Raw genomic sequence first — 8614 nt, 5'->3', positions numbered from 1 at the left:
TGATTCGCTCACAGAGTTACCGATCAAGGGGTGACAGACATCCGTGCTATCCGCAGTTACGAGTCACGCCGAAACCCGGTGTCTCGATAGGCCGGAGATCACGTCGAGAACGGCGAGGCCGATCCCTCCGCCCGCGTGCGTCCCTGCCGCCCGGTTGCGGACAGCGGAAGTGCGATGTCCTCGAGTGACTTGCCTTCGGCGTCCACGGCGAGGAACCGGGCCACCAGTCCACCGGCGATCATGACGGCCGCCCCCAAAAGGTAACCGACGAAAAGCCGAACCGGGTGATCGCCCGTCCCAATAAGCGCCCCGTAGATCACCGGACCGAGCGCGCCGAAGCACTGGGCGATCGCGAAGAACACCGCGATGGCCTTGGCCCGCACCTCCAGCGGGAAGATCTCGCTGACGGTCAGGTAGGCGGCGCTGGCGCCGGCGGACGCGAAGAAGAAGATGACGCACCAGGCGATGGTCTGCGTGACCGCGTTGAGCGCACCTGCGTAGAAAAGGACGGCCGTGAGCCCGAGCAGCACCCCGGAGATGACGTAGGTGCTGAACAGCATGGCGCGCCGGCCGATGGTGTCGAACAGGTGCCCGATGGTGAACGGGCCGATCAGGTTGCCGAGTGCGAACGCGATCAGGTACAGCGGGGTGGCCTCGGAGGAGACGCCGTAGAACTTGCCCAGCACGAGCGTGTAGGTGAAGAAGATCGCGTTGTAGAGGAACGACTGGCTGATCATCAGCGAGGCGCCCAGGATCGCGCGGGACGGGTACTCGCGGAACAACACCCTGGCCAGTGCCACGTAACCGATCTGCTCCGCGGGCGCGACCTCGATGGCCTTGCGTTCGTCGACGGGCGGCAGCGTGACGCCGGCGTCCTCGACCTCGCGCTCGATCTGGGAGATCGACTTCTCGGCCTCGTCGTTGCGGCCGTGCATGATCTGCCACCGCGGGCTCTCCGGCAGGTTGCGTCGCACTAGGAGGATCACTAGACCGAGCACGGGACCGATTAGGAACCCGAGCCGCCAGCCCAGGGAGAGGTCCATCTTGTTGAGCAGGATGAACGAGCCGAGCGTGCCGAGGACCGCTCCCGCCCAATAGGTCCCGTTGACCGCGATGTCGACGCGGCCGCGGTAGCGGGCCGGGATCAGCTCGTCGATCGCGGAGTTGATCGCCGCGTACTCGCCGCCGATGCCCATGCCCGCGATGAACCTGGTCAGGTAGAGAAAGATGACCCAGCCGGGACCGTTGCCGAGGGTCAACGCCGTCAGGCCGCTGCCGACCAGGTAGACGGCCAGTGTCAGCATGAACAGGTTGCGCCGGCCGAGGCGGTCCGACAGGTTGCCGAAGTACAACGCGCCGACGACCTCGCCGACCAGATACACCGTGGCCAGGAGCCCGACCGCGGCCGAGGACATGGCGAGGGTCTCGGGCTTGGTCAGGGTGTCGGCGACCGCGCTGGCCACCGTGATCTCGAGGCCGTCGAGGATCCAGGCGACCCCCAGCGCCACGACCATCCTGGTGTGGAAACTCGACCACGGGAGCCGGTCGATCCGTGCCGGGATCAGCGTGCGCACCCCAGTTACCGCCATGATGTCCTCCCTCGGCCTCAAGATCCGTCTTCCCACGAACCAGCGTGTTCAAACTTCGGGTCGCCGGGTAGCTCAACCGGTATGGAGCGGGTTGTGGTCACCGGTGGAGCGGGCTTTCTCGGATCGCACGTGTGCGAGGCGTTGTTGCGTGACGGCGAGCGGGTCGTGTGCGTGGACGACTTCCGCACCGGCGTGCGCGACAATCTGCCGGATGGCGTGGGGCTGGTGACGGCGGACGTGTCCCGGCCGATAGACGTGCTCGGCTCCGTGGACCTGGTGCTGCACCTGGCCTGTCCCGCGTCACCCGTCGACTACCTGCGAATGCCCGTGGACACGTTGCGCACGGGCGGTTTCGGCACCTACCACGCACTGGAACTGGCGCGGCGCAAGGGAGCGCGCGTCGTCGTCGCGTCCACGAGCGAGGTGTACGGGGATCCGCTGGAGCATCCGCAGCGCGAGACGTACTGGGGCAACGTGAACCCGATCGGCCCGCGCAGCGTCTACGACGAGGCGAAACGGTTCGGCGAGGCGATGACCACGGCGTTCCGCACCGAACACGGTACGGACACCGGAATCGTGCGGATCTTCAACACCTACGGGCCGCGGATGCGGACGGACGACGGTCGGATGATCCCGACGTTCCTGCGGCAGGCGTTGACCGGCGAACCGCTGACCGTGCACGGCGACGGGAGCCAGACGCGATCGCTGTGCCACGTCGACGACCTCGTCCGCGGACTGCTCGCGATGGCGCGCAGCGATCATCCCGGCCCGATCAACCTCGGCAACCCGCACGAGGTCACCGTGCTGGAGGTGGCCCGCAAGATCGTCGACTTCACCGGCAGCTCATCGCCGATCCGGCACCTGCCGTCCATGACGGACGACCCGAAACGACGCAGGCCGGACATCCGGCTGGCACGCCGGGTGCTGGGGTGGGAGCCGGTGATCTCGTTGGACGAAGGGCTGCGCCGCTCGTTTGCCGGGCACTTCGCCGGGTAGCCGCTGTCCATGCGGGTTCTCGGTATCAATGCGGTGTTCCACGATCCGGCTGCGGCGCTCGTGGTGGACGGACGCGTCGTCGCGGCCGCCGAGGAGGAACGGTTCTCCCGGCGCAAGCACGGCAAACGTCCCGTGCCATTCTCCACGTGGGAGTTACCCGAACTGTCCGCGCGATGGTGCCTGGAACACGCCGGGCTCACCCCCGGCGACCTCGACGCCGTCGCCTATTCCTACGACCCCTCGCTCGTCGATGACGACTACGCGCCGTGGGAGGCCGTGCGCACGATGTATGCCATGCGCGCGCCGCAGTTCCTCGCCAGCGCGTTGCCCGGCCTCGATCCGGAGATCTTCAGGTACGTGCCGCACCACGTCGCGCACGCGGCGTCGACCGGGCTCGCCGCGCCGTTCGGCGGGACCTGCGCGGTGCTCGTCGCGGACGGGCGCGGTGAGTGCGGGTCGTACCTCGCCGGACGGTACGTCGACCAGTCACTGACCACGTTCGCGACGCAACGCCTGCCGCACTCGCTCGGGCTGCTGTACGAGGAGCTGACCGAGCACCTCGGGTTCCTGCGGTCCAGCGACGAGTACAAGGTGATGGCGCTCGCCTCGCACGCCGAGCCGGTGCACCTGGAACTGATGCGTCAGCACATCTTCGCCGACGGGAACGGCGGGTTCCAGGTGCGGCCGATCGACTGGAACACCCTCGCCAAGCAGCGCGCGCCCGAAGACGAGATGACCCGTGAACACGCCGAGCTCGCGGCCAGCGTGCAGGTCCGCGTCGAGGAGGTACTGCTGAACCTCGTGCGGTGGCTGCACCGGACCACGGGGGAGCGGCGCCTCACGCTCGCCGGCGGCGTGGCGCTGAACTGCGTCGCGAACACGCGGATCTTCGCCGAGGGGCCGTTCGACGAGGTATGGGTCCAGCCGGCCGCGGGCGATGCGGGCACCGCATTGGGGGCCGCGTTGCACGTTGCCGTGCAACAGGAACCGGTGAGCCCGATGCCCGGTCCCGACCTCGGGCGGGGCTTCTCCGACGACGAGATCGAGTCCGTGCTGCGGACCGCCGCGGTGCCGTACGAGAAACCGGCCGACGTCGCCGTCGAGGTGGCGGAGGCGCTGGCCGGGAACAAGATCGTGGCCTGGTTCCAGGGGCGCAGCGAGTACGGTCCGCGGGCGCTGGGCCGGCGGTCGCTGCTGGCGAACCCTTGCTATCCGGAGAACCTGACCCGGCTCAACGATGTGAAGGGGCGCGAACAGTTCCGGCCCATCGCGCCGATGGTGCTGGAGGAGCGCGCCGCGGACCTGTTCACGCGCGGCCCGATTCCCAGCCCCTACATGCTTTTCGTGCACGATGTCCGTCCGGAGTGGCGAGAGCGGATCCCGGCCGTCGTGCACGTGGACGGCACCGCGCGCGTGCAGACCGTGGCGGACGACCCGCTGCTGGAACGGATGCTGCGCGAGTTCGACGTGCGCACCGGGGTGCCGGTCGTGGTGAACACGAGCCTGAACACCGCGGGCCGGCCGATGGTCGACTCTCCCCGCGATGCGTTGGAGTGCTTCGGTTCCGCGCCGGTCGACCTGCTCGCCATCGGGCCGTTCGTGGTGCGCCGATGAGTTATACCGTGGTGATCCCGACCGTTGGCCGCCCGAGTCTGCACGTCGTGCTGGACGCCCTGGCGCGCGGCGAGGGCCCACCGCCGGACGAGGTGATCGTCGTCGACGACCGCCCGCATCCGGAACCGTTGGGGGTCAAGGCCCGCGTGCTGCGCTCGGGTGGTCGCGGACCGGCGGCCGCCCGCAACACCGGGTGGCTCGCCGCTCGCAGCGAGTGGGTGGCGTTCCTGGACGACGACGTGGTGCCACCGGACGACTGGAAGGCACGGCTGGCGGAGGACCTGGACGGGCTGGGCCCCGACGTGGTGGCGAGCCAGGCGCGGATCGTCGTGCCGCTGCCCACGGATCGGCGCCCGACCGACTGGGAACGCGGCACCGCGGGGCTGGCCTCCGCCAGGTGGATCACCGCCGACATGGCCTACCGCCGGAAGGTTCTCGGCCGGACCGGCGGGTTCGACGAACGTTTTCCCAGGGCCTACCGCGAGGACGCGGAGCTGGCCCTGCGCGTATGCGACCTGGGGTACCGGATCTGTGCCGGCTCACGGGTGACGACGCACCCCGTGCGCGAGGCCGGGTTCCTGGCCAGCCTGCGCCAGCAGCGGGGCAACGCCGACGACGCGTTGCTGCGCCGCCTGGCGGGTCCGGGCTGGCGGGACCGCATCGGCGGGCACCGGGGGAGACTGCGTATCCACGCGGTGACGACGACAGCCGCGTTACTGGCAGTCCTTTGTGGAGTGTTCCGGCGGCGTGAGGCGATCGGGTTCGGGCTGGTGTGGGCGTTGCTGACCGCGTGGTTCGCGGCGGAACGGATCGAGCCCGGCCCGCGGACGCGCGACGAGCTGGCGCGGATGCTGGTCACCAGCGTCGCGATCCCGCCCGCGGCGTGCGCGCACCGGATCCGGGGCGAGCTGCGGTTCCGGGGGGTGCGGCGATGAGGATCCTGGTGTTGCGCGCGCTGGGCCTCGGCGACCTGCTGACGGCCGTGCCCGCGTTGCGCGGGCTGCGCCGGGCGTTCCCGGACGCGGAGATCACGCTAGCCGCGCCCGCCTGGCTGGCGGACGTCGTCGAACGGATCGACGCCGTCGACCGGCTGCTGCCCACGGAGGCGCTGGCGCCCATCGACTTCGACCGGCCGGGCCTTGCCGTGAACCTGCACGGCCGGGGCCCGCAGAGCGTCGCGCGGCTGCTCGCGACCGGGCCGCGCAGGCTCATCACCTACGACGTCTGGCGCGAGAACCGGCACGAGGTGCTGCGCTGGTGCGACCTGCTGGAGGGATACGGCATCCGGTGCGACCCCGAAGACCTGTGTTTGCCCGCGGTCGGCGCCCGGACCGACCGCATCGTCATTCACCCCGGCGCGAGCCACGGGTCGCGGCGCTGGCCCGCCGACCGGTTCGCGGCGGTGGCGCGCGAGCTGCCGAACGTGGTCGTGACCGCGAGCCCCGGCGAGGTGCCGCTCGCGCGGAGGATCGTGCGGGACCCGTTCGTCGGAAGCCTGGCGGAGCTGCTCGACCTCGTGGCGACGGCACGGCTCGTCATCTGCGGTGACACCGGGGTAGCGCACGTCGCGACCGCTTACGGCACGCCGTCGGTCGTGTTGTTCGGGCCGGTGTCACCGAAGCTGTGGGGTCCCCTCTCGGGCCCGCACCGGGTGCTGTGGCACGGCCGCACCGGCGACACGTTCGCCAGATCGCCGGATCCGGGCCTGCTGGAGATCACCGTGGACGAGGTCCTCGAAGCCGTGGGAGGTGTGCTGTGCCGCGAATCGGTGTCATCGGCGCGGGCTACGTCGGCCTGACGACGGCGGCGTGCTTCGCGCACCTCGGACATGACGTGATCTGCGCGGACGTCGACGCGGACAAGGTCCGGGCCCTGAACGCGGCCGAGATCGGCGCGCACGAACCGGGGCTGCGCGACCTGGTCGTCGAGGGCCGGCGGGCCGGTCGCCTGCGGTTCGTCACCGGCAACCGCGCCGCACTGTCCGATGTGGACTTGGTGTTCGTGTGCGTGCCCACGCCGTGCGGGCCCGACGGCCGCGCCGACCTCTCGGCGGTGTCGGCGGTGCTGCACGAGGCCGGGGACTCGGACGCCGTGCTGGTGGTGAAGTCGACCGTGCCGGTCGGTACGACCGCGCGCTACCCCGGTGTGGTGTCGAACCCCGAGTTCCTGCGAAAGGGGTTCGCCGTCGAGGACTTCCTGCGCCCGCAACGGGTCGTGGTCGGCGCGGCGGACGAGCCGGTCGCCCGGCGGGTGGCCAGGCTCTACGCGGCGACCGGGGCGCCCGTGGTGATCACCGACAACGCCAGCGCCGAGCTGGTGAAGTACGCGAGCAACTGCTTCCTCGCGCTCAAGCTGTCGTACGTCAACACGCTCGCCGAGCTGTGCGAGGAGGTCGGCGCGGACATCGACGGCGTCACCGAGGGCATGTGCCTCGACGAGCGGATCGGCTCCTCCTGTCTCGCGCCGGGACCTGGCTGGGGCGGTTCCTGCCTGCCGAAGGACACCCGCGCGCTGCTCTCCACCGCGGACGCCGCGCTCGTCGACTTCCCGGTGTTGCGCGCCGCGATCAGCACCAACAGCCACCAGCTGCACCGCGTGGTGGCGAAGGTGCGCGCAGTGGCGGGAACGCTGGCCGGCGCCCGGATCGGACTGCTGGGCCTGACGTTCAAGGCGGGAACCGACGACCTGCGCGACTCGCCGGCGCTCGCGGTGGCGGACCTGCTGGCCGCCGAGGGAGCGACCCTGACCGGCTACGACCCGTGTGTGGACGCCGACGTCGGTCCGGTCACGGTGCTGGACTCGGCGGAAGCGGCGGCACGGGACGCGCAGGTGCTCGTCGTGCTGACCGAATGGCCGGAGTTCGCGGAGCTGGACTGGCCCGCGCTCGCCGCGGGAATGCCGGATCCGGCCATTGTGGACACTCGTAACGTGGTGCCCGCGGACAAGGTCACCGAGGCCGGATTCCGGTTGGTCACAACGGGCCGGAAAGTGCCCTGAAGGGCACCCTCAGGGCATCAGACGTCCTGAGGGTGCCCTTCAGGGCACTTCACAACGGGCCTAGGTGCACGACCTTGACGGTCGTCATCTCGTCGAGCAGCTCGGGCCCGTAGCCGAACCCCGTGCCGGACGCGCCGCGCGGCTGGGCGGCACCGCCGGGAGCGCCACCGAACACCGCGTTGATCTTCACGGTCCCGACGGGCAGCGCGCGCCACGCCCGTTGCGCGTGCTCCATCGACCCGGTCAGCACCGTGGCGGCAAGTCCGTACTCGCCCGAACAGGCTTCGGTCAGACCTTCGTCAAACGAGGAGACCACGCGTACCGGGGCCACCGGGCCGAAGGTCTCCTCGCACATCACACGCATCTCCGGCGTACATCCGGTGAGCACCGTCGCGGGGTAGAACGCGCCCCGCCCGTCCGGAACCTCGCCGCCCACCAGCGCTTTCGCGCCTTTCTCCCGGGCATCGGCGACATGGGCCTGGACGAGGTCGCGATGGCGCAGGTCCACCAGCGGCTGCGGGTCGTCGTTCCACTCGCGGGCGCGATCGCACAGGGCCTCCACGAACGCCTCGGCGACATCGGAGTGCACGTAGATCCGTTCCACCGACGTGCAGAGCTGGCCCGCGTTGGTGAACGCGCCGAGCGCCGCCTGCTCCGCCGCCCACGACGGATCCACGCCGGCGTCGACGAGCAGCGGGTCGTTGCCACCGTTCTCCAGCAACAGCTTGGCGTTCGACGCCCGCGCGATCGCGCGGCCCGTGGCGGTGCTCCCGACGTGTGCGACGACGTCGACGTCCTGGCGTGCCAGCGACTCACCGACGCCGCCGTCGCCGAGCAACGTCTGCAGCACGCCGTCCGGGAAGTGCGGGCGCAGCACGGTGTCCAGCAGCAGACCGGTGTGCGGGCAGCGTTCGCTCGGCTTGTGCACCACGGCGTTGCCGGTGACCAGTGCGGCGCCCAGCAGTCCGCACGCCACCGCGACCGGGTCGTTCCACGGCGTCAGCGCGACGACGACACCACGGGGTTCGGGGATCATGAAGTCGATCGCGGAGCCCTGCAGCGATCGTCCACAGTGGAGCGGGCCGAGCTCCGCATACTGCAACAAGGTGGACACACCGGCCATAACGCCGTCTCGTGCGGACGCGAACGGACGGCCCGTCTCGTTCTCCACCACGGTCGCCAGGTCACCCGCGCGTTCTCGCAGCTCCTCGGCCGCCGCGCGCAACACGCCGCCCCGTTCCGCGGCGGGGGTGGCCGCCCATCCCGGTTGCGCCGCGCGAGCGGCGGCCACGGCAGCGGAGACGTCGGAGTCGGTCGCGGTCGGTAGCCAGCCGATGAGCTGACCATCCAGCGGGCTGTGCACGTCGATGGCGGTCATGGCGGTCGGGTACCCATCAGTGCAGGTGGAAACCACACCG

7 protein-coding genes are annotated in these 8614 nt (G+C 70.5%); 5 read left to right on the top strand and 2 right to left on the bottom strand.

The window, feature by feature from the left end:
* Positions 1–98: 98 nt before the first annotated feature.
* Positions 99–1589: an MFS transporter gene (locus tag QSK35_RS06660; protein WP_285743280.1), complete on the bottom strand. Its 1491-nt coding sequence runs from the start codon at positions 1587–1589 to the stop codon at positions 99–101.
* 81 nt (positions 1590–1670) lie between these two features.
* Between QSK35_RS06660 and QSK35_RS06655 the strand changes: the two genes are divergently transcribed.
* The 5 genes from QSK35_RS06655 to QSK35_RS06635 are packed head-to-tail and all read left to right on the top strand — an operon-like array spanning position 1671 to position 7196.
* Positions 1671–2585, top strand: a complete 915-nt coding sequence (locus tag QSK35_RS06655) for a UDP-glucuronic acid decarboxylase family protein (protein WP_285743278.1) — start codon at positions 1671–1673, stop codon at positions 2583–2585.
* A 9-nt stretch (positions 2586–2594) separates the two neighbouring features.
* Positions 2595–4199, top strand: a complete 1605-nt coding sequence (locus QSK35_RS06650) for a carbamoyltransferase family protein (RefSeq protein ID WP_285743276.1) — start codon at positions 2595–2597, stop codon at positions 4197–4199.
* The gene (locus QSK35_RS06645; protein WP_352243359.1) at positions 4196–5134 is read left to right on the top strand and encodes a glycosyltransferase family 2 protein; all 939 of its coding nucleotides are present in this window, start codon (positions 4196–4198) and stop codon (positions 5132–5134) included. Before QSK35_RS06650 ends, QSK35_RS06645 begins: the two co-directional genes overlap by 4 nt.
* Positions 5131–5997, top strand: coding sequence for a glycosyltransferase family 9 protein (locus QSK35_RS06640; protein WP_285743274.1), 867 nt, complete (start codon positions 5131–5133; stop codon positions 5995–5997). The genes QSK35_RS06645 and QSK35_RS06640 overlap by 4 nt, the downstream gene beginning before the upstream one ends.
* Entirely contained in the window at positions 5955–7196 is a 1242-nt protein-coding gene (locus QSK35_RS06635) for a UDP-glucose dehydrogenase family protein (protein ID WP_285743273.1), read from the top strand. Before QSK35_RS06640 ends, QSK35_RS06635 begins: the two co-directional genes overlap by 43 nt.
* A 49-nt stretch (positions 7197–7245) precedes the next feature.
* Here the strand turns inward: QSK35_RS06635 and QSK35_RS06630 are convergent, their stop codons facing one another.
* On the bottom strand, positions 7246–8574 hold the full coding sequence (locus tag QSK35_RS06630; protein ID WP_285743271.1) for an aldehyde dehydrogenase family protein: 1329 nt from the start codon (positions 8572–8574) through the stop codon (positions 7246–7248).
* Between the last annotated feature and the right edge of the window lie 40 nt (positions 8575–8614).

Source organism: Lentzea sp. NBRC 105346, from assembly GCF_030269605.1.
Classification (GTDB): domain Bacteria; phylum Actinomycetota; class Actinomycetes; order Mycobacteriales; family Pseudonocardiaceae; genus Lentzea.
Note: the sequence above shows the minus strand (reverse complement) of the source record. Positions and strands in the feature narration are given on the sequence as shown.

What these genes read in the sequence shown, in the direction of transcription:
- QSK35_RS06660 (WP_285743280.1), bottom strand. Translation starts at nt 1,589, where the DNA reads ATGGCGGTAACTGGGGTGCGCACGCTGATCCCGGCACGGATCGACCGG.
- QSK35_RS06640 (WP_285743274.1), top strand. Translation starts at nt 5,131, where the DNA reads ATGAGGATCCTGGTGTTGCGCGCGCTGGGCCTCGGCGACCTGCTGACG.
- QSK35_RS06655 (WP_285743278.1), top strand. Translation starts at nt 1,671, where the DNA reads ATGGAGCGGGTTGTGGTCACCGGTGGAGCGGGCTTTCTCGGATCGCAC.
- QSK35_RS06645 (WP_352243359.1), top strand. Translation starts at nt 4,196, where the DNA reads ATGAGTTATACCGTGGTGATCCCGACCGTTGGCCGCCCGAGTCTGCAC.
- QSK35_RS06650 (WP_285743276.1), top strand. Translation starts at nt 2,595, where the DNA reads ATGCGGGTTCTCGGTATCAATGCGGTGTTCCACGATCCGGCTGCGGCG.
- QSK35_RS06630 (WP_285743271.1), bottom strand. Translation starts at nt 8,574, where the DNA reads ATGACCGCCATCGACGTGCACAGCCCGCTGGATGGTCAGCTCATCGGC.